This window comes from Bacillus sp. 5mfcol3.1 (assembly GCF_900114335.1).
GTDB classification, from domain to species: domain Bacteria; phylum Bacillota; class Bacilli; order Bacillales; family Bacillaceae_G; genus Bacillus_A; species Bacillus_A thuringiensis_S.
The window spans coordinates 613,717-631,455 of the sequence record NZ_FOST01000002.1 but is presented as its reverse complement, the minus strand read 5'-3'; the positions used below and the strand labels follow the sequence as shown (position 1 = coordinate 631,455).

The window sequence follows — 17,739 nt, the reverse complement described above, 5'->3', positions numbered from 1 at the left end:
TTCTACTATGCACGAGAAACGTATTTACCTTCACCAGTGTTGATGATAAGCATTTCGCCTTCGTTAATGAAGATTGGTACTTGTACAACAAGACCAGTTTCTAATGTAGCTGGTTTTGTTACGTTAGAAGCAGTATCACCTTTAATACCAGGCTCTGTTTCTGTAACTTGTAATTCAACTGTGTTTGGAAGTTCAACACCAAGTACTTCGCCTTGGTAAGTCATGATTGCTACTTCCATGTTTTCTTTTAGGAATTTAAGCTCGCGCTCGATTTGTTTTTCACCAAGCTCGATTTGCTCATAAGTTCCGTTATCCATAAATACGTGAGCCTCACCACTTGCGTATAAATATTGCATACGACGGTTTTCGATGTGTGCTTTTTCTACTTTCTCACCTGCACGGAATGTTTTCTCCTGAACAGATCCTGTGCGAATGTTACGTAGTTTAGAACGAACGAATGCAGCACCTTTACCTGGCTTTACGTGTTGGAAATCAAGTACTTGCCAAAGGGCATTGTCCACTGAAATTGTTAAACCTGTACGAAAATCGTTTACTGAAATCATGTAAAAAAATCCTCCTGTGTATTACAAAATAATAAGTTCTTTTGGTGATTTCGTAATTACTTCATTACCTTCACTTGTCACAATGATATCATCTTCAATACGTACGCCGCCAATACCTGGAATATAAATACCTGGTTCTACTGTTACAGCCATACCGGGTTCAAGTACTGTATCAGAACGGAACGCTAAACCTGGTGCTTCATGGATTTCAAGACCTATTCCATGACCAGTAGAGTGTCCAAAGTATTCACCATATCCTTTTTCCGTTATGTAATCACGCGTTAGCGCATCAGCCTCGCGACCTGTTAAACCAGCTTTAATACCGTTCACACCACGTAGTTGTGCTTCTAAAACGATATTATAAATTTCTTTTAATTTATCAGATGGTTCACCGACTGCAATCGTACGAGTAATATCAGAGCAATATCCTTTGTAATAAGCGCCGAAGTCTAATGTAACGAAATCTCCTGTTTCTATCACTTTTTCAGATGCCACGCCGTGCGGTAATGCCGAACGAAGACCTGAAGCAACGATAATATCAAACGAAGAAGATGTTGCTCCTTGTTTTCTCATGAAAAATTCAAGTTCATTTGACACTTCAATTTCAGATACTCCCGGGCGAATGAATGATAGAATATGCTCAAAGGCAGCATCTGCAATCTGTGCAGCTTCCTTTAATATCTTAATCTCTGAATCAGTCTTTATCAAGCGTAACTTTTCTACAAGTCCAGAAGTTGGGATAAATTCAGCATCAATCGCTTCCTTATGCGCTGAATAAGAACTATATGTAAGAGTATCTTGCTCAAAACCAAGCTTTTGAATTCCAAGCTCTTTCACTTGCTTTGCCACTTCATCAATGATTAATCCTGCGTGCTGTACAATCTCATATCCAACCGCTTGTTTACTTGCCTGCTCGACGTAACGGAAATCTGTAATAAATTGCGCACGATCTTTTGAAATAAGAACTACACCTGCTGTTCCTGTGAAGTTAGCCATATATCTACGACTATGTTCATTTGTTAACAAAATACCGTCAATGCCAGCCTCACCAAATGCACTTCGTAATCTTTCAATTTTCTCCATTACTTTATGCCTCCCTCAATTTCTCCATTAATGCAAATAACGCTAACTTATAGCCATAAAAACCAAATCCAACAATTTGTCCTGCACAAACAGCTGCCGTCACAGATTCGTGACGGAACGATTCACGCTGATGAATGTTAGAAATATGTACTTCAATAACAGGAATCGAAATGCTCGCAATGGCATCACGAATCGCATAGCTATAATGCGTAAATGCTCCCGGGTTTAAAATGATCCCTTCATATATATCTTCCGCTTCATGAATAATGTCGATAATGGCACCTTCATGATTCGATTGGAAACATTCTAACTCCACTCCCATTGTTTCCGCTTCTTGCTTCATATCTGCTTCAAGTGTCGCTAGCGTGCCCTTTCCATATACATTTACCTCACGAACACCGAGGCGATTTAGGTTAGGACCGTTTACGAGGAGTAACTTTTTCATATTCTTAAAACTCCTTAATATTAAATATCTATACAATATTTTAACATAGGAGTTACTTATTTGAATAGTTCGTCTTCTCTCGCCCTTCTTGCTCTACTTTATTGCTATTTACTGCGTAAGAAACAGAATATGCTATAAACACACCATACAATATAAAAATACATATTGTCGTTACAATTGTCTCTTTTGGTAAATGGAGCGCACTTTTAATAACAGGAGCCATTAAACCCATCCCCAAAAACAGTAATGCCCACCAAAATAATCCATAAATAATTCCCGCAATAATCCCTTCAAACTTCGCAAAAAATGCTTTATACAAAAAGGCAATCAAAATTGAAAGAAGTCCCATACAAACTATTCCTGACACATTCCCCCATACACCTTCCTTCCAACTTCCAAACGCAAATGGTAAAAGGAAATAATTCGGTCCCGCCTCCGTGAATGAAAATATATGAAGGAAATACCATATCCCGCCCCAAAAGATTCCACCAAACAAACCGATTTGTACAAAATTCCTTGTTCCTAATTGTTCTTGACTCACATCGACACCTCCGCTCAATAGTATGCCCGAAACTATTTTGAAGCATGTTTAAATCCTGCGAAATTTGTCTATAAAAAGAATAAGAAATGTCCGACTCTCATAACATTTTCCCTTGTCATCTACTTGTATTTGCCGATAAAATAAAGGAAACTCGGTGATTGTCTTATTTCAAAACGACAGAACCCAGTATGACAATTGCCTCTTTTTCTACATAAGAGAGAAACAAATACAGGTTGGTGTTAACATGGCAGAAGAGTCAAAACAAATATATGGCGGGCAAGCGGTCATAGAAGGAGTTATGTTTGGCGGTAGAGAATATACTGTTACAGCGGTTCGTCGTAAAGATAAATCGATTGAATTTTATCGATTACCACGCGTTCGTAATAAAGTATTATCTATCCTAAAAAAAATTCCATTTTTACGAGGTATTGCCGCTATTGTGGATGCAAGTGCGAATGGAGCAAAGCATTTAAACTTCGCTTCAGAACGATTTGACGTCCACCCAGAAGATGATGAACAAATTGCAAATAAAAAAGAAGAACAATCAAAATTAACGATGGTATTAGGAGTTGCAGCTGTTGGCGTTTTATCTTTCATATTCGGTAAAGTCATCTTCACAGCAGTTCCTGCACTATTAGCTGAATTAACGAGACCGATTTTCCCATCTCATACTGGGCAAATCATTGTCGAAAGTGTCATTAAGCTCATGCTATTATTGAGCTATATATACTTTATTTCTTTAACCCCACTTATTAAGCGGGTATTTCAGTATCACGGTGCAGAGCATAAGGTAATCAATGCTTATGAGAATAACCTTCCTCTGACTGTAGAAAACGTTCAAAAGCAAACTCGCCTCCATTATAGATGCGGCAGTAGCTTTATTATATTTACAGTCATTATTGGAATGTTCGTTTATTTCCTAGTCCCTACAGATCCTCTTTGGGCACGAGTTATAAACCGAATTTTATTAATTCCAGTTGTACTTGGTATTTCTTTTGAAGTATTGCAATTTACAAATCGATTAAGAGATATTCCCGTATTACGCGTACTTGGATATCCTGGGTTATGGCTACAACTATTAACAACGAAAGAACCAACAGATGACCAAGTGGAAGTAGCAATTGCATCGTTTGAAGAATTATTACGTTTAGAGAACAAACAATAATTATTTAAAAATGGTGTTCAACTCCTTTCCTCATCGTTAATATACTAATTTTAATATACGTTTTTAGGAGGTGTCCCTTATGAACGGTCGTTCGTTTACTTTCGCTATATTTGTGCTTATTATTGGATTGGCAATATTCGGCCTTGTTTCATCTGTTATTACAAATCCCATGGGTGTATTAAGAAATATCGGGTACATGTTACTTGTTGTCGGTATCTTTTACTTGCTATACAAGATGTTTACAAATTCCAGTGGTTCCGCAAATTCGCAAAGCTCATATAAGCGTGCGGCAAAACAATCGAACCGCAAACATGGGAAACAAAATGTAGCACCCCTAGGCAATTCTTTCTTTAAGTCAAATACTTCTAATGACAAAAGTAAAAAAGGAAATTCTTCCACTTTGAAACGAAAAAGAAAACAGTCTCATTTAACTGTCATTGAAGGCAAAAAAAGTAAAAAGAAAGACCGTGCTTCCTTTTAGGAAATACGGTCTTTTTTTATACTTTGAAGCACTTCTTTTAAACTTTTCTCTCTCATACTTTCAATTCGAAGATGATGATTTTTAAATGGTAAATTCCGTGTCACATCATTAGGTACAACAACGCACGTTAATCCCGCTGCAACTGCTGCTCTCAATCCATTTAATGAATCTTCAAATACAACAGCTTCAGATGGCTTAATTCCTAATTCTTCTATTGCAACTCGATAAAGAGCTGGATCTGGTTTTACCTTCTCAACATCTTCTCTCGTTTTAATTACTTCAAAATATTCTCGAATCTGAAGCTCTTCTAAAAAATGAATAACCCATTCTCTAGACGAACTAGAAGCTAGTGCGATTTTTAATCCCATTTCTTTCGCTTCTTCTAAATATTCTTTTACCCCGTCACGAGCTTCTGGTATTTTCATTTTCTCTTTATGTAAAGTTGCCACTTTTTCTTTTAATACACTTTTGTTAAACTTCTCTTTTAATTGATCATTTAAATATGCATAAAGTACCTCATCTGTTGTTCCAATGCATTTCGCAAATTCCTCTAAAGGTAGTTCCCCGCCGTATTCACGAACAGCATCTCTGAAAGAGTGAAACCATATCGTTTCTGTGTCCACAATTAATCCATCAAAATCAAAAATAATTGCTTTCATAATTCTCCCATCCTTTTCGAATTGAAATAAAAAAGGAAACGCCATCCGTTCCCCTTAATTACTTTTCTCTTCATTTGCTTTTTGAACACCACGAAGTGTTTCCACTCGAACCTCATCTTGTTCAAAGTATTGTACTAAATCACCGATACGGTCAATTGATTCCCAACTTAAATGATGTTCAATTCCTTCTACATCATTATAAATTTTGCTTTCATCCACACCGATAATGCGCATAAACTGTTCTAACAATTCATGTCGATATACGAGACGTTCCCCGATTTTTTTACCTTTTGATGTTAATACAAGCCCTCTATATTTTTCATAAATTAGATATTCGTCTTTGTCTAATTTTTGTACCATTTTTGTTACAGAGGATGGATGTACACTAAGCGCTTCAGCAATATCAGATACACGGGCATAACCCTTTTCATCAATCAACAAATAAATTTGTTCAATATAATCTTCCATACTAGGGGTAGGCATCGGTTTCCTCCATCCAATTTCATTTTGCTTATTCCGTACGAAGCAATCAATAAAATGATACACCAGAAAGAATAACGTGACAAGGTGGAAACGAGCCTAAATCTGCAAAAGTGAAAAGAACCTGTATTCACATACAAGTTCCTTTCATGTAAAATATTGAATTTCTGCGTCAGGAAAAAAGTGATGAATATATCCTCGAATCGTTTCCTCCAATACTTCTGCATCATCTTTTTTATATACATATTTCCCAATTCCATATCGTCCCCATTTATACTTTCGCTTCTCTTCATCCATTTCAAGCTTCGTATTTGGGTAACGCTCTTGAATAACCTTTTTCGCTGGTTTCGTAAAACGATGCTGAATTAATTCAAACGTTAAATTTGGTATCGTCATATCTTTCAGCGCATTGTACAGTCGCTCAAATAGTTCACGATATCCTTCTTCCCATCCTTCATGCATATAAAGTGGCGCGACTATAAAACCAAGTGGATAACCTGCACCTGCTACTTTACGTGCCGCCTCAATTCGCTCCTCAAATGGCGATGTCCCTGGTTCAAAATTTTTAATTACATATCGTGAATTTATACTAAACCTGAAACGAGTTTTCCCATTATGCTTTGCATCTAATAAATGATCAACGTGCGAATATTTCGTGACGAAACGTAAGCGCCCATATTCACTTTCTCCAATGAATTCAATCGCCCGCTTTAATGCATGTGTTAAATGATCAATCCCAACAATGTCTGATGTACACGCTGCTTCAAATCTTGTTATTTCAGGTGCCCTTTCATCCATATATTGCTTTGCCTTCTCAAATATTTCATCAAGATTGACATACACACGAACGTAAGGCTTACTCCCAAGTGTTGTTTGCAAATAGCAATAATGACAATGTCCCATACACCCTGTTGCGAGCGGAATTGCATATTCAGCTGACGGTTTTGACGTATCAAACTTTAGCGTCTTCCTTACTCCAACGACAAGCGTCGCTTTTGCATTACGATACTTTTGCAAATCATTTTCTCCTGGCAAATTTCTAATTTGATTATGTGATGTCGTTTCACGAATTTCTAATCCCATCTTCGTAAACTTCTCATAAAGCTCTTTTCCAAGCGGATATTCAAGTGCCTTTGGTTCAAAGTAAACGAGTTTTGGCATAAATGGTTTCATGTGCTTCCCTCCCTCTCGTTAGTATGGGAAACGTTGAAAAATTAACACGCATTAAAGTTTTCCACTTCAGTAACTTGCGTTGCAAGTTACTGAATGTTATAATTTGGATAACAGCTACCTTGCAACGCAAGTTACCTGAGTAAAAGGTGGTGAAATCATGCACAGCCAAATGTTAAAAGGTGTACTAGAAGGTTGCATCCTATACATCATTTCACAAGAAGAAGTGTACGGATATGAACTGAGCACAAAATTAAATAAACACGGATTTACATTCGTAAGCGAAGGAAGCATATATCCGTTATTGTTACGTATGCAAAAAGAAAAATTGATTGAAGGAACATTAAAAGCCTCCTCACTCGGTCCAAAACGAAAATATTATCACGTAACCGATAAAGGATTAGAGCAGCTTGAAGAATTTAAACAAAGCTGGGGAATGGTTTCAACTACGGTAAATAACTTATTACAGAGGGAGTGATAGGGATGAATGCACAAGACATGATTGAATTGAATAATAAAAAACGTGAGCTTCTAACTTCCGAAAACGAGGCTGCTTATGGTGATATGTTAGTATATCTTCGAATATCAAACGTACCCGAGCAACAAGTAGAAGAACTATTACTAGAAATATTAGACCATCTCATCGAAGCACAAACAGAAAATAAAAATGCTTATGACATTTTTGGTGATGACTTACAATCTTATTGTGATGAACTCATATCGGCTTTGCCGGTTCAAACAATGTTAGAAAAAACTTCTTTAATCGGCTTTGTTATTAGCTTACTTCTCGCTATACAGTTTGGAATGGACACCATTGCTTCTCTTTTCATTTTCTTTTTTGAAAAGAACACCGAAATAATAAGTCCACCTTTTAGTATCCTTGGAACTACTTCGTCTGTTTCAATAATTATACTAGGTATACTATTTATTTTATATTTATTAAAGCGGTACTCCTTTGATCAGAAAATGAATTGGAAAAGAAGAATTCTATTTGGATTCGCATTTGCTATCCCGTTTTGTTCCGCTATATTCTTAAATATTTATTTTAAAAAACAACCTTATCTCATTTATCATCTAACCTTTTGGCAAAATGCCTTAATCGCTATCTTATTTTTTATTTTATATAAATTACTATATAAAAAATCAAATTTTTAACAGCCCTTCAAAAGGCTGTTTTTTCTTCTGTCTAATTTTACAAATTGAAAAATTTCATAAAGAAAATAAGAAAAATGCAAAATAATTAAAGTTAATTGTTGACGTGATGCTTTTATTATCGGTATCATAAATCTTCGTGAGCAATTATTTTTCGTTATACGATTTTTTTATTATTACTGAATTTTTGAGAGGAGAAATTAGATGTCAGTTAAGAAGAAAACGCAAGTACGCACCGGCAAAATGGTACGTGAACTAATGTTAGCAGACGAAGATGTAAATGCTTCGCTAATTATGGTATATAGTGAAAACGGTGTAAACGCAGAAATTAAAATCGAGGGCTTAACGCCGAAATGTAACGAAGAATTATTTTTGAGCGGAAACGTGGATTGGAACAAGAGTGTTATTTATAAAATTGTTGATTTCACTGGAAACGCTGAAGTTGGTAAAGTTACATTAACAGCGATGAACAAAAACAATGTTTCTCTAGAAATTGAACGCGTTATGTGGAGTAAAGAAAATAAAGAAGCTGCTGAGCAAGAAGAAACTGTTGTAGAAGCTACTCCGAAAAAAGAAGTAGTTGTAGAAGCGCCAAAAGCAGTTACACCTGCTCCAAAACCTGTTACGCGAGTAGAAACACCTGCAGCACCTAAACCTACTCCGGTACCAACACCGAAGCCAGTAAGTGTAGAAGCTGCTATGGAATTATCTACTCCAGCACCTGTGAAAAAAGCAGTACCAACTCCAGTTACAAAGCAAGAGTCTGCACCGGTTGCGCCTGCAAAACCGAAGCAATCTGCTTTGACTGAAACAAATACAAAACTACAAGAAAATTATGTGAAACTCGTGAAAAAGACAATTGAAGTTTGTCAAGATTACGAGCTTGGCATCGACATAGATGATTCTATTGAAAGCTTAAAAGAAGAACTACAAAGCCAAGGTATTAGCGTTACATTTGACAAAGAAATTATGGACGTTGTAAGTCGCCTTCGTTCTTTACAAGATAAAGGAATCAAAGTAGAAAAAGTACTTAATTTACTATAAAAAAATAAGAGGTGGCAATTGCCATCTCTTATTTTTTATAATTCCACTCATTACTTTCATACTTTTCTTTCGCTAACGTTTGAACTTCATGTAACTGTTCTTCTGTTAATTCATATGGAACAAGTTCTACATCCAATCCTTTTTCAAAGCCAACTTCAAACGCTTTAATTAACTGTTCTATCGTAAATGTACGGTCTGTTAATTCATTAATTGCTACTGCTTTAGAAGAGAACATACTCTTCATACGTTCCTTCACACGTTCATTTGGGAATAAAAATAGATCATATAGTTCATCTAAATCAATTTCTAATGGAATCGATCCATGCTGTAAAATAACACCTTTTTGACGTGTTTGAGCACTACCAGCAATTTTTCTTCCTTCCACTACAATTTCATACCAAGATGGTGCATCAAAACATACACCTGAACGTGGATTTTTCAAATTTTCACGATCTGCTTCTGTTTTTGGAACTGCATAATATGCTTCTAACCCTAATGCCTTAAAACCATCTAATAAGCCTTGCGAAATAACACGATATGCTTCTGTAACTGTTTTCGGCATATTCGGATGATCTTCAGACACAATAACACTATACGTTAACTCTTTGTCATGTAGTACACCCCTGCCGCCTGTTTGACGACGAACGAATCCATATTTTTTTTCGTTAACTACATCCATATTAATATCTTTCTCAACACGTTGAAAATATCCAACTGTTAATGTTGGTACTTCCCATTCATAAAAACGAATTGTTGGTGGCATTTTCTTTTCACTTTGCCAATTTAACAAACATTCATCTAACGCCATATTAAATGCCGGTGAACATTGACCAGAGTTAATATAACACCATTTTTCTTTTCCCATCCTGCACCTCATATAACCAATTATTTTTCACATTCTCTAGTCTACCAAATTCGACAAAATTTGTGAAAGAATACGAAATTTCTTCTTATATGCAAATGAATCTGTTGCATAAATACATATGGGCATTATAATATTGAAAGTAGGATAAGAAAAAAGGGAGCGATAGAATCGTGTCAACAACTTGGATTATTTTATTAGCCGTAATCGTAGCATTTATCGGCTACACTGTATGGATGTACTTCTATCAGAAAAAATTAATTAAAACTCTTACAGAAGAAGAATTTCGCGCTGGCTACCGTAAAGCACAGCTTATCGATATTCGTGAAGCAGACGAATATAACGCAGGGCATATTTTAGGTGCACGTAACATTCCGTTATCACAAATTCGCCTTCGCCATAAAGAACTTCGTCAAGATCAACCTGTTTACTTATATTGCCAAAGCGGATTCCGTACAGGTCGTGCAGCGCAATACTTAAAAAAACAAGGCTACAAAGATTTCTACCAATTACAAGGTGGATTTAAATCTTGGACAGGCAAAATTAAAAAGAAATAATAACATACAAAAAACTAGCTGAATAAATCAGCTAGTTTTTTCATTTCATCTTATTCGCAATGTATAATAAATTCTGCTTGATTACCTTTTCATCGTTCTCTTCTACATTCCGATACAGCAGCTGATATTCAATTCCTTTCTCTTTCCATATAAGCGTAGCAAATTCGTCACCACGTTCATAATCATCTTTATTTTTAAAATAAGCAGACGTTCCATTATTCAGTTTCATTTGTTCTTGAAATCGCCTCTCTTCCATAAGATCCGGAAAACTATAAGGAAAGTTCGCGACATTTAACTCAATATACTCATTTCTACCTGGCTCCTTCTGTTTATATTTAATCGTTAAGACAGCGTTCTTTTTCCCAAGCGTTCTTACTTCACCCTTCACATCACTTGTAATGTCGTACGGTAAAAACGTTGGAACTTTAAACTTCACCGGAAAATATTTTGGAAGTTCCTTTAGCGGAATAGGATCCGTAACACGATCCATAGCTCCTCCTGTTGTTCCCACAAAGTGTTTTTCTTCTTGCATCGTTTGCTGAAACGAACACGAACTAAGTACAAAACTAGAAAACACGAAACAAATGATTCTTTTTTTCAATTTGTTTCCGCCCTTTCATACCGCTCTCTTAACGAACGAAGCGTTGATATGCTCTTCATATTCGCTTTGTCATCAAACTCCACCTTTGAAAACTTTCCACGTTATTCTCACACATTTTGACAACACTTTTTGCAAACAAAAAAGACCCCTATCATTCTTACGCCCAAGTGAAAAGGTTACGCGAATAAAAAGAAGTCTTATTAATACCATAGTTTGTGAAAAGCTTTTCAGGTCAAGATTTTTTCTTTCTTATTATTTTCCCTTTATAATAAGGGAAAGAGGTGATACATATGGCCAATATAAAACAAATTGCTAAAACTGCTGGTGTATCGATATCAACTGTTTCTCGTGTTCTGAATAATCACCCTTACGTAAAAGAAGAAAAGCGTAAGCGTGTTCTAGACGCTGTTGAAGAATTAAACTACGCAAAAAATATAAATGCTGTCCATTTAATAAGAGGGAAAACATATACTATTGGCGTTATGCTTCCTTTCATTAACCTCCCCTACTTCAGTACCATTATTGAAGGAATCGGTAACGAAGCATTATTAGCTGGATATCACATTAATTTATGCCAAACAAATTACGATAGCCTTGAAGAAATTCGTGTTCTTGAAATGATGAAAATGAAACAATTTGATGGGATGATTATTTGCTCCCGAACGAGCTCTTGGGAACAAATCGAACCTTTCGCAAAATTTGCCCCTATTATTTCATGTGAAAAAATGAAGCACCCCCTCATTTCATCCATCTACGTAGATCATTATGAAGGTTTCCGTCTCGGTACTGCCTATTTACTAAGTAAAGGCCATGAAAAAATCGGAATTTGTTTAGCAAGAAAAACAAGTGTAAATTCCATGGAGCGCGAAAAAGCGTTCGCCGATACCCTTCGTAACGAAGGGAAAACGTTGCATCCTGAATGGATTTTCCACCAATGCTATACAATGCAGGACGGAGCACAAATACTCCATCGTATTTTAAATATGAAAAATCGTCCAACTGCTATTTTTACAGCGAACGATCAAGTTGCAGCTGGTTTATTAACAGAGGCTCGAAAACATGGTATTCGAGTACCTGAAGACCTTGCTATCCTTGGATTTGATAATCATGAAATTTCAAAGGCATTAGAAATTTCCACAATTGAACATCCCGGTCTCGCAATGGGCTCACATGCTTTTTCTTTATTCTATAAGCAGATCCAAAGCGAGCAAATTGGCGGCAGTGCAAAAGAACTTTCATTCCATTTAATTGAGCGAGAGACTGTCTAAAAAGAGCGTTACCTATAACGCTCTTTTTCAGCTCTTCACCTATTGACATTATATTTTTTATCTCATATAATGAACCTAACGAACGGTAGGTAGGGGATGAAAATGACAGCAAACCGAATTAAAGCTGTAGCACTTTCTCATTTCGCACGCTACGGCTATGAAGGAACTTCATTGGCAAATATTGCTCAAGAAGTTGGGATTAAAAAACCATCGATTTACGCACACTTTAAAGGAAAAGAAGAGCTATATTTCATATGCTTAGAATCTGCTCTTCAAAAAGATTTGCAGAGCTTCACAGGCGATATCGAAAGCTTTTCCAATTCGTCTACTGAAGAATTGCTTTTAAAATTATTAAAAGGCTATGCAAAACGCTTTGGTGAAAGTGAAGAATCAATGTTTTGGTTACGAACTTCTTATTTTCCGCCTGATGCATTTCGCGAACAAATTATTAATAAAGCCAATGTACACATTGAAAACGTTGGAAAACTTTTATTCCCTGTATTTAAAAGAGCAAGCGAACAAGATGAGCTGCATAACATTGAAGTAAAAGACGCCTTAGAGGCTTTTCTATGCTTACTCGACGGTCTTATGGTTGAACTACTATACGCAGGTTTAAATCGTTTTGAGACACGTTTAGAAGCTTCTTGGAAAGTATTTTGGCGCGGACTTTCAAACTGACGGATTGCTCCTTTGCAATGCGTCGTTTTTAAGCCCTTTACCTAACGACTGGTAGGAAGGAGAAATGACATATGGCATGGATTTATGTAATCATCGCTGGTATTATTGAAATCTTTTGGGTGATTGGACTAAAAAAAGCAGAGGCACCACTTGAATGGGCTGGTGTCGCTCTATTAATTACAATTAGTTTCGTCTTATTATTTAGAGCTTATAAAGATTTACCTGTCGGCACTGTATACGCAGTCTTTACAGGAATCGGAGCTGGTGGAATCGTTCTTACAGAGATTTTCATCTTCGGAGAACCTTTCTCTATCGTAAAAGTCTTATTAATCGGTTTAATCTTCTTCGGAGTAATTGGTTTAAAACGAGTAACAGAAGAAAAAGAAGCGAAGGAGGCCGCATAAAATGGCTTGGGTATTTTTAATTCTAGCTGGTATTTGTGAAATTATTGGTGTACTCTTTATGAAAGTAGCCACTGAAAAGAAAGGCTGGGCACCAAAAGTTATTTTAATCGCTAACTTCGGCGTAAGCTTCTTCTTCTTATCTCTTGCGATGAACACATTACCGATGGGAACTGCTTACGCAATTTGGACTGGAATCGGAACTGCTGGAAGTGCACTTCTAGGCATTCTCATTTTCCGAGAATCAGCGGATTGGCGTCGTCTTGCTTTCTTAAGCTGCATTTTATGCGGCGCTGTTGGCTTAAAACTATTAAGCTAACGTGAGGTGAATGTCATGTGGAAAGAAAAAGGAAAGAAAATATTAGCATGGATCACACTTGGTATCGTCATTCTATTACAAATAAGTTTTCATATAATAGAATGGTTGTTTCATAAAGTAGTATCCATTCTTACCTTCCTTCCTAGCATGGCACTTGAAATTGCATCTATTGCTTGGTCAATTATTGCCTCCATTGCAATCGTCATTATATGGAGTATCGCCAAGCTATGGAATAAGTTATTTAAAAAGGACAGTACTTCTGAAAAAGAGTAACTGTCCTTTTTTGTATTCATTCAGATTTTCTATAAAAGTTAGATGCAATAAGACAAAGAAGACCAACTATGACAATACTTATACCAATTCCTTTATGCAAATTAGGAAACGGTGATGGTATGTCTGAATAAAAATTTGCTAATATGAGACCGATTGAAACGAAAAGTACCCCTATTCTATATAACCATTTTCTTTTGTTCATCATTCTCCCCTCCTAAAATTTTTCATACACTCCTTTCTTTTGGACATACTACCTAAAAAAGGAGTGAATAATATGCAAAATTCTATACATAAGCAAATCCTATTTTTATTTTTCCTATTTCTTATTCTCATCATCGTTTTCAGCTTTATATTACATACTCCGACAGATGTACCAAATAGCGTTTCTTTTTATAAACTACTGCTCTCGTATTGTCGTTATTGAAGAAGGTGCCTTTTTTAAGGCACCTTTTAAAATTCTCTTTTTTCATATATTTTTACTGAAACGAAGATAGATGCTATGAACATGCATATTGAACCAATGAATAACAAGCTGTTATATAGCTGAATTTGTTCTAAGTTGATTTGAAACAAAGCTTCTAAAACAATTATCGGTGCCATGAATATTACTATCGCAATAAAAATAGTTTTCTTATACCCTAGCCAAAAGGATAGCGGTAAAACCAAACTTAAATACACTAAAATAAAGCTAATACTAGCAACTATTGTCGTTTCAATAAATTCAAATAAGTTAACCCCGCTCTTCATTCCCATCGTGAAACAACCGACCGTTACACTTATAAAAAGAATAATAATTGCTACTATATATTTCGCATACACAATTTGTTTTCTCAATATTGGTAAACTATTTACTATAACTTCACTCTCATTTTTACTATCTGCTTCAAACGTTTTTACTGTTGCCCCAATTGTAATAATTACTGACATAATGATGAATAAATTTTCCGTATCTGTTAAGGCCATATAAAAGAAAACAGGATACAGTATGTACCAAATTAAAAATTTCCATTGAATAATGAAATCTTTTAAAATTAGTTGCTTGATCATGTATTACCCCTCCTAATATGAAAATGCTCCTTCTATAACTCTGCCTCCTGAAACATTTTCATTGAGAGAAACATTGATATGACTATACTTACTAACACTCCAATACTAAGAACACCCATTGCTAGTGTAGCCTCTTGAGAGTGAAGTACTTTTAACATAATTGTTTTATCACCAAAAATATTGCACATAAGACCAATCATACCCATTAAAGGAAAAAGCATAATCAAATTCAAGACAGTAATAACTTTATATCCCCCAATGTAATTAGTCGGTATCGTTACTGCACAATAAATCAAAGTTGCTACTATTGCTGAAAATATTGCATACCCAGGCATAACTATATCTCTGTTCAATAAAATATTTCCTAATATTACGACTATAAAAGTTACACTCAAACCAGCCATAATAAATAATGTGCTTGAAATATATTTAGCTATAATTATCTCTTTTCTCGTTATAGGCAAACTCACTAACACTTTTTCTGCTTTACTTTTCTCGTCATAATAAAAAGAAATATATATAATCGTACTACATGTTATAAATACTCCTATTGCAATCCCCATTGGTTCGACGGAATCCTTAAAAATAGATAAAATGGGTATTAAAAAATAGAAAGGAAACATCTTCTTCTGTAAAAAAAACTCCTTCAAAATCAACTGTTGCATATGAATTCTCCTCTCTATAAATCACGCGTTTCATAAATTTTAATTGTAAGAAACATAGAAGCGATATAGGCACTAGCTAGTGTGATTAATCCAACTATAAATATGCCAAAATGTAATGGATTCATAATCCAATCAATGAATGATGCCGTAGCACTTTCTCCGTCACCAATAAACATTCCAACAATAACACCTATTCCAGCGGCTCCACCTGTAAATATTCCACGTACTACTTTTGATTTTGTCCCATAATAACTCGGGAATAATGCTGTAATATAAACTAAAGAATATACAGCACCTCTGACTACTACATACCAAGGAATTTCAATATACAAATTGGGATGATAAGCTCCAATATCACCAATGACAGCGATACCTCTTATAAGAAAAACAACTAGCGTAGTAGAAATCATGCCACCTACAATAAATATTACACCCGAAATATATCTAGCAATAATGATATCCTTTCGTCCAACAGGTAAACTATTTATAATAACATCACTTTTATTTTTTTCATCCATCGCTATTAGTATCATAGAAGATGATATCGTTATGAGTAAGCAACTCATTGGAAATAACAATTCACCATCTGGATCTAATCCAAAGAAAACAAGAGGCATAATAAAATACACTAACCACATAACCCGAAAAAAGAACAAATCTTTATAGATTAGCTGACGCATAGGCACCTCTCCCTTTCGCAGTGTAAACGATAATGTCATCTAATGTAGGCTTTTCTAGTACAACCTCATTTCCAAACCAATCGATAATTCCTTGTTTATCCTTCGCTAAACCTTCGAAACCGAATTTATTTTTTCGTAATCCAACAAATAGTTCTTTTCCTTCTCGATCTAATAAATCATTGCTTCCCTTAACGATTACGTAGTTCTCCATTAATTCATCTTTTTCACCAGTAAATATAATTTCTCCATCGTTGATAAACGTAATATAATCTGCAATACGTTCTAAATCCGTTGTAATGTGGGTTGAGAATAATACAGATACTTCATCTTCCATTACAATTTCTTGCAACATATCAAGTAATTCACTTCGGACAACTGGATCTAATCCTGCTGTCGGCTCATCCATAATGATAAACTCTGCATGATGTGAAAGTGCGATGGCAATCGCAAACTTCATTTTCATCCCTTTAGATAGCTCTTTAATTTTTTTATACTTTGGAACTTGCAATCTGTGCATATACGATTGGTATTGATTTTCGTCCCACTTTTTATATAACGGTGCAACAATACGTTTCATTTGTTCACACGTTAAATCTTCGTAATAATGATTTTCATCATATACAAAACCAATATTTTGTTTTATGTCCTTTTCAGCTTTCTTATTGTCTTTGCCAAAAATTTTTATATCGCCGCTATCTTTTCTAATTAAATTCATAATCATTTTGATCGTTGTACTTTTCCCAGCACCATTTGGTCCGACAAACCCCATAATATATCCTCGTGGTAATGCAAAACTTATATTTTTCACTGCAAAATCTTCATAACTTTTACAAACGTTTTTTAACTCTAACATCTCTCTCATTCCCCCTTATATAAAAACGCAATCATCTGCTGCAATTCTTCAAGTGAAAGCTGCAACACTTTACTTTCTTTTACGATTTCTTCAGCCTTACTTTCCAATAGACGTAGCCGCTGTTCTTTTAATAGTTCATTATTTTTACGTGAAACATAAGTCCCCTTCCCAGCAACAGTTTCTATATATCCTTCTTTTTCAAGCTCCTCGTACGCACGCTTCGTTGTAATTACACTAATTTGCAATTCCTTCGCTAAGCTACGAATAGACGGTAATTGGTCTCCACCCTTTAAACCACCATTTAAAATAAGCTGGCTTAATTGTTTTCTTATTTGCACATAAATAGGGTCTTGGGAAGAATTCGAAATAATAATATTCATGTTTTCCTCCAGTGTGTGTATATACTGTATATACCTTATATATACAGTATATACACAGCATCCTATTTTTGGCAAGAAAAAAAGACCAACATTTTCCTGTTGGTCTTTCGTATATGTATCACTTTTCAAAGCGATCTAACATCTCGTCTCTCATTCCGAAACTTACTACTGCAATTCCTATATACATAAACAGAAGGAATGCCGGATGAACCGTGTTGTACCAGCTGCTGTCAACGATTAAGTAAATCGTTAATGCCACAACAAGAACAAACGCTAAGATAAACATATAAAAGTGTCTTGTACTACCCATGATAAACTCCTCTCTTCTCACTTCACCATTCAACAGTTTATTTTATCGAATAATTCGATATG

Annotated in this window: 27 protein-coding genes; 11 read left to right on the top strand and 16 right to left on the bottom strand. The window is 35.4% G+C overall.

The window, feature by feature from the left end; genetic code table 11:
* Positions 1-5: 5 nt before the first annotated feature.
* Genes efp through BM089_RS12635 form a run of 4 tightly spaced genes read right to left on the bottom strand, consistent with a single transcriptional unit; the run spans position 6 to position 2,632 of the window.
* Complete coding sequence (gene efp, locus BM089_RS12650) at positions 6-563, bottom strand: elongation factor P (protein WP_000626513.1); 558 nt, start codon at positions 561-563, stop codon at positions 6-8.
* 21 nt (positions 564-584) lie between these two features.
* Positions 585-1,646 carry a Xaa-Pro dipeptidase gene (gene pepQ, locus BM089_RS12645; protein ID WP_000411057.1) on the bottom strand — a complete coding sequence of 354 codons (1,062 nt, stop codon included), beginning with the start codon at positions 1,644-1,646 and terminating at the stop codon, positions 585-587.
* Between the two features lie 4 nt (positions 1,647-1,650).
* Positions 1,651-2,091 (bottom strand): type II 3-dehydroquinate dehydratase, encoded by a 441-nt coding sequence (gene aroQ / locus BM089_RS12640; protein WP_000735140.1) that lies wholly within the window; start codon positions 2,089-2,091, stop codon positions 1,651-1,653.
* A gap of 52 nt (positions 2,092-2,143) precedes the next feature.
* Entirely contained in the window at positions 2,144-2,632 is a 489-nt protein-coding gene (locus tag BM089_RS12635; protein WP_000076886.1) for a YqhR family membrane protein, read from the bottom strand.
* A 244-nt stretch (positions 2,633-2,876) separates the two neighbouring features.
* On the opposite strand from BM089_RS12635, the gene BM089_RS12630 reads away from it, so the two are divergent.
* Positions 2,877-3,797 carry a DUF1385 domain-containing protein gene (locus tag BM089_RS12630; RefSeq protein WP_000807120.1) on the top strand — a complete coding sequence of 307 codons (921 nt, stop codon included), beginning with the start codon at positions 2,877-2,879 and terminating at the stop codon, positions 3,795-3,797.
* 79 nt (positions 3,798-3,876) lie between these two features.
* Positions 3,877-4,278, top strand: coding sequence for an SA1362 family protein (locus BM089_RS12625; protein WP_001014463.1), 402 nt, complete (start codon positions 3,877-3,879; stop codon positions 4,276-4,278).
* Here BM089_RS12625 and BM089_RS12620 read toward each other — a convergent pair.
* The 3 genes from BM089_RS12620 to splB form a co-directional block, all read right to left on the bottom strand.
* Complete coding sequence (locus tag BM089_RS12620) at positions 4,275-4,937, bottom strand: HAD family hydrolase (RefSeq protein WP_053565474.1); 663 nt, start codon at positions 4,935-4,937, stop codon at positions 4,275-4,277. The two genes, BM089_RS12625 and BM089_RS12620, sit on opposite strands and share 4 nt — an antisense overlap.
* 54 nt (positions 4,938-4,991) lie before the next feature.
* The gene (gene mntR / locus BM089_RS12615; protein WP_001143080.1) at positions 4,992-5,420 is read right to left on the bottom strand and encodes a transcriptional regulator MntR; all 429 of its coding nucleotides are present in this window, start codon (positions 5,418-5,420) and stop codon (positions 4,992-4,994) included.
* Between the two features lie 144 nt (positions 5,421-5,564).
* Positions 5,565-6,590 (bottom strand): spore photoproduct lyase, encoded by a 1,026-nt coding sequence (gene splB, locus BM089_RS12610; RefSeq protein ID WP_065485176.1) that lies wholly within the window; start codon positions 6,588-6,590, stop codon positions 5,565-5,567.
* Between the two features lie 157 nt (positions 6,591-6,747).
* Here splB and BM089_RS12605 point away from each other — a divergent pair, with 157 nt between their 5' ends.
* The 3 genes from BM089_RS12605 to BM089_RS12595 all read left to right on the top strand — a co-directional run bounded on the left by BM089_RS12605 (position 6,748) and on the right by BM089_RS12595 (position 8,783).
* Positions 6,748-7,065: a PadR family transcriptional regulator gene (locus tag BM089_RS12605; RefSeq protein WP_062923521.1), complete on the top strand. Its 318-nt coding sequence runs from the start codon at positions 6,748-6,750 to the stop codon at positions 7,063-7,065.
* 5 nt (positions 7,066-7,070) lie between these two features.
* Positions 7,071-7,742, top strand: coding sequence for a DUF1129 domain-containing protein (locus BM089_RS12600; protein WP_139213260.1), 672 nt, complete (start codon positions 7,071-7,073; stop codon positions 7,740-7,742).
* A 201-nt stretch (positions 7,743-7,943) separates the two neighbouring features.
* On the top strand, positions 7,944-8,783 hold the full coding sequence (locus BM089_RS12595; protein WP_053563664.1) for a hypothetical protein: 840 nt from the start codon (positions 7,944-7,946) through the stop codon (positions 8,781-8,783).
* A 28-nt stretch (positions 8,784-8,811) separates the two neighbouring features.
* On the opposite strand, the gene BM089_RS12590 is transcribed toward BM089_RS12595, so the two are convergent.
* Positions 8,812-9,648 (bottom strand): lipoate--protein ligase family protein, encoded by an 837-nt coding sequence (locus tag BM089_RS12590; RefSeq protein ID WP_000514081.1) that lies wholly within the window; start codon positions 9,646-9,648, stop codon positions 8,812-8,814.
* Between the two features lie 170 nt (positions 9,649-9,818).
* Here BM089_RS12590 and BM089_RS12585 point away from each other — a divergent pair, with 170 nt between their 5' ends.
* On the top strand, positions 9,819-10,202 hold the full coding sequence (locus BM089_RS12585) for a rhodanese-like domain-containing protein (RefSeq protein ID WP_000108653.1): 384 nt from the start codon (positions 9,819-9,821) through the stop codon (positions 10,200-10,202).
* A gap of 40 nt (positions 10,203-10,242) precedes the next feature.
* Here the strand turns inward: BM089_RS12585 and BM089_RS12580 are convergent, their stop codons facing one another.
* Positions 10,243-10,779 carry a hypothetical protein gene (locus tag BM089_RS12580; protein WP_033689861.1) on the bottom strand — a complete coding sequence of 179 codons (537 nt, stop codon included), beginning with the start codon at positions 10,777-10,779 and terminating at the stop codon, positions 10,243-10,245.
* 314 nt (positions 10,780-11,093) lie between these two features.
* On the opposite strand from BM089_RS12580, the gene BM089_RS12575 reads away from it, so the two are divergent.
* The 5 genes from BM089_RS12575 (at position 11,094) to BM089_RS12555 (ending at position 13,742) form a co-directional block, all read left to right on the top strand.
* Positions 11,094-12,071 (top strand): LacI family DNA-binding transcriptional regulator, encoded by a 978-nt coding sequence (locus BM089_RS12575; protein WP_001273987.1) that lies wholly within the window; start codon positions 11,094-11,096, stop codon positions 12,069-12,071.
* Between the two features lie 96 nt (positions 12,072-12,167).
* Complete coding sequence (locus BM089_RS12570; RefSeq protein WP_139213259.1) at positions 12,168-12,749, top strand: TetR/AcrR family transcriptional regulator; 582 nt, start codon at positions 12,168-12,170, stop codon at positions 12,747-12,749.
* A 71-nt stretch (positions 12,750-12,820) separates the two neighbouring features.
* Positions 12,821-13,153 carry a DMT family transporter gene (locus BM089_RS12565; protein ID WP_000312339.1) on the top strand — a complete coding sequence of 111 codons (333 nt, stop codon included), beginning with the start codon at positions 12,821-12,823 and terminating at the stop codon, positions 13,151-13,153.
* A 1-nt stretch (position 13,154) separates the two neighbouring features.
* A complete protein-coding gene (locus BM089_RS12560; RefSeq protein WP_000312623.1) occupies positions 13,155-13,469 on the top strand; it encodes a DMT family transporter in 315 nt (104 codons plus the stop codon).
* Positions 13,470-13,484: 15 nt separating this feature from the next.
* On the top strand, positions 13,485-13,742 hold the full coding sequence (locus BM089_RS12555) for a DUF3975 family protein (protein WP_000265371.1): 258 nt from the start codon (positions 13,485-13,487) through the stop codon (positions 13,740-13,742).
* A 16-nt stretch (positions 13,743-13,758) separates the two neighbouring features.
* On the opposite strand, the gene BM089_RS12550 is transcribed toward BM089_RS12555, so the two are convergent.
* The 7 genes from BM089_RS12550 to BM089_RS12515 form a co-directional block, all read right to left on the bottom strand.
* Positions 13,759-13,944: a hypothetical protein gene (locus BM089_RS12550; protein WP_042969072.1), complete on the bottom strand. Its 186-nt coding sequence runs from the start codon at positions 13,942-13,944 to the stop codon at positions 13,759-13,761.
* A 248-nt stretch (positions 13,945-14,192) separates the two neighbouring features.
* Positions 14,193-14,786 (bottom strand): ABC-2 transporter permease, encoded by a 594-nt coding sequence (locus tag BM089_RS12540; protein ID WP_080476022.1) that lies wholly within the window; start codon positions 14,784-14,786, stop codon positions 14,193-14,195.
* Between the two features lie 35 nt (positions 14,787-14,821).
* A complete protein-coding gene (locus BM089_RS12535) occupies positions 14,822-15,454 on the bottom strand; it encodes an ABC-2 transporter permease (RefSeq protein WP_090977076.1) in 633 nt (210 codons plus the stop codon).
* A 14-nt stretch (positions 15,455-15,468) separates the two neighbouring features.
* Positions 15,469-16,134 (bottom strand): ABC-2 transporter permease, encoded by a 666-nt coding sequence (locus BM089_RS12530; protein WP_078400978.1) that lies wholly within the window; start codon positions 16,132-16,134, stop codon positions 15,469-15,471.
* A complete protein-coding gene (locus BM089_RS12525) occupies positions 16,115-16,987 on the bottom strand; it encodes an ABC transporter ATP-binding protein (protein WP_090977074.1) in 873 nt (290 codons plus the stop codon). The genes BM089_RS12530 and BM089_RS12525 overlap by 20 nt, the downstream gene beginning before the upstream one ends.
* Positions 16,988-16,992: 5 nt before the next feature.
* Complete coding sequence (locus tag BM089_RS12520) at positions 16,993-17,367, bottom strand: GntR family transcriptional regulator (RefSeq protein ID WP_001021350.1); 375 nt, start codon at positions 17,365-17,367, stop codon at positions 16,993-16,995.
* 118 nt (positions 17,368-17,485) lie between these two features.
* The gene (locus tag BM089_RS12515) at positions 17,486-17,677 is read right to left on the bottom strand and encodes a hypothetical protein (RefSeq protein WP_000535933.1); all 192 of its coding nucleotides are present in this window, start codon (positions 17,675-17,677) and stop codon (positions 17,486-17,488) included.
* Positions 17,678-17,739: the final 62 nt, after the last annotated feature.

What these genes read in the sequence shown, in the direction of transcription:
- efp (WP_000626513.1), bottom strand. Translation starts at nt 563, where the DNA reads ATGATTTCAGTAAACGATTTTCGTACAGGTTTAACAATTTCAGTGGAC.
- pepQ (WP_000411057.1), bottom strand. Translation starts at nt 1,646, where the DNA reads ATGGAGAAAATTGAAAGATTACGAAGTGCATTTGGTGAGGCTGGCATT.
- aroQ (WP_000735140.1), bottom strand. Translation starts at nt 2,091, where the DNA reads ATGAAAAAGTTACTCCTCGTAAACGGTCCTAACCTAAATCGCCTCGGT.
- BM089_RS12630 (WP_000807120.1), top strand. Translation starts at nt 2,877, where the DNA reads ATGGCAGAAGAGTCAAAACAAATATATGGCGGGCAAGCGGTCATAGAA.
- BM089_RS12625 (WP_001014463.1), top strand. Translation starts at nt 3,877, where the DNA reads ATGAACGGTCGTTCGTTTACTTTCGCTATATTTGTGCTTATTATTGGA.
- BM089_RS12620 (WP_053565474.1), bottom strand. Translation starts at nt 4,937, where the DNA reads ATGAAAGCAATTATTTTTGATTTTGATGGATTAATTGTGGACACAGAA.
- mntR (WP_001143080.1), bottom strand. Translation starts at nt 5,420, where the DNA reads ATGCCTACCCCTAGTATGGAAGATTATATTGAACAAATTTATTTGTTG.
- splB (WP_065485176.1), bottom strand. Translation starts at nt 6,590, where the DNA reads ATGAAACCATTTATGCCAAAACTCGTTTACTTTGAACCAAAGGCACTT.
- BM089_RS12605 (WP_062923521.1), top strand. Translation starts at nt 6,748, where the DNA reads ATGCACAGCCAAATGTTAAAAGGTGTACTAGAAGGTTGCATCCTATAC.
- BM089_RS12600 (WP_139213260.1), top strand. Translation starts at nt 7,071, where the DNA reads ATGAATGCACAAGACATGATTGAATTGAATAATAAAAAACGTGAGCTT.
- BM089_RS12595 (WP_053563664.1), top strand. Translation starts at nt 7,944, where the DNA reads ATGTCAGTTAAGAAGAAAACGCAAGTACGCACCGGCAAAATGGTACGT.
- BM089_RS12590 (WP_000514081.1), bottom strand. Translation starts at nt 9,648, where the DNA reads ATGGGAAAAGAAAAATGGTGTTATATTAACTCTGGTCAATGTTCACCG.
- BM089_RS12575 (WP_001273987.1), top strand. Translation starts at nt 11,094, where the DNA reads ATGGCCAATATAAAACAAATTGCTAAAACTGCTGGTGTATCGATATCA.
- BM089_RS12570 (WP_139213259.1), top strand. Translation starts at nt 12,168, where the DNA reads ATGAAAATGACAGCAAACCGAATTAAAGCTGTAGCACTTTCTCATTTC.
- BM089_RS12565 (WP_000312339.1), top strand. Translation starts at nt 12,821, where the DNA reads ATGGCATGGATTTATGTAATCATCGCTGGTATTATTGAAATCTTTTGG.
- BM089_RS12560 (WP_000312623.1), top strand. Translation starts at nt 13,155, where the DNA reads ATGGCTTGGGTATTTTTAATTCTAGCTGGTATTTGTGAAATTATTGGT.
- BM089_RS12555 (WP_000265371.1), top strand. Translation starts at nt 13,485, where the DNA reads ATGTGGAAAGAAAAAGGAAAGAAAATATTAGCATGGATCACACTTGGT.
- BM089_RS12550 (WP_042969072.1), bottom strand. Translation starts at nt 13,944, where the DNA reads ATGAACAAAAGAAAATGGTTATATAGAATAGGGGTACTTTTCGTTTCA.
- BM089_RS12535 (WP_090977076.1), bottom strand. Translation starts at nt 15,454, where the DNA reads ATGCAACAGTTGATTTTGAAGGAGTTTTTTTTACAGAAGAAGATGTTT.
- BM089_RS12530 (WP_078400978.1), bottom strand. Translation starts at nt 16,134, where the DNA reads ATGCGTCAGCTAATCTATAAAGATTTGTTCTTTTTTCGGGTTATGTGG.
- BM089_RS12525 (WP_090977074.1), bottom strand. Translation starts at nt 16,987, where the DNA reads ATGTTAGAGTTAAAAAACGTTTGTAAAAGTTATGAAGATTTTGCAGTG.
- BM089_RS12520 (WP_001021350.1), bottom strand. Translation starts at nt 17,367, where the DNA reads ATGAATATTATTATTTCGAATTCTTCCCAAGACCCTATTTATGTGCAA.
- BM089_RS12515 (WP_000535933.1), bottom strand. Translation starts at nt 17,677, where the DNA reads ATGGGTAGTACAAGACACTTTTATATGTTTATCTTAGCGTTTGTTCTT.